Annotated in this window: 1 protein-coding gene; it reads right to left on the reverse strand. The window is 63.8% G+C overall.

Annotated features, from left to right (window positions below):
• Window positions 1-581 (reverse strand): DUF4372 domain-containing protein (locus GEV06_28795; protein ID MPZ21842.1); only part of this gene is annotated, 581 nt, incomplete at its 3' end.
• Window positions 582-730 lie beyond the last annotated feature (149 nt).

Here is a 730-nt window from a genome sequence, read left to right on the forward strand (position 1 = left end):
TCCATCACATAGTACGCGCCCGGTTCGAGCGGGAGGTGGTCCAGCCCGCTCACATCGGGCACCTTGCCGTGTGTAATCCGGAGAAAACACGGGATATTGCCGCGCAGGTCGATCAGCGTGTGCAGCTTGACCGCGCCCTTGTGTCGCATGAACCACGCCCACGGAAACAGCGACAGGCACAGATCGATCGTCGTGGAGTCGAAGGCGTACACGGTCTGGGCCAACGTGACGCTCAGGGCGTCGGTGGCGTACTGCGTGCGCGCGTGCGCGATGAGCACGGCCGCCAGGTCCGCCCAGATCCGCCAGTCGCGGTGTTCGTTGGCGTCGGCCAAGGTGCTGCGCGACACGCGACTGCGAAACCCGGCGTGGTACAACTTCGATCCCATCGCCCGCAGACACATCTCGATGTCGCGGAGCGAGTCGCGCCCCGTCAACTGCGCGAACGCCATGCAGAGGAATTGATCGCGGCACGCAAAGCGGCGCACCCGCCGCTGCCCGTGATACCGCCGCACGCACGTGTCGAACGGCCGTCGAGGAATGCGTTCCATCAGTTGCGCGAACACGATCTGCCCGTCGTACATCAGCCGCTCCTTGGGGGACGAAGTGGCTGAACGTTACAGGCAAATTGAAGTCGTGCGCGCTCATGGATGACCGTAACCCGTTGACGATGTGACCGTTGCGGCCGAGACGGTAAGTGTCAACCGGACAGCAGTGGGACAGCCCCCGTTTT

It is taken from the genome of Luteitalea sp. (genome assembly GCA_009377605.1).
Classification (GTDB): Bacteria; Acidobacteriota; Vicinamibacteria; order Vicinamibacterales; family Vicinamibacteraceae; genus WHTT01.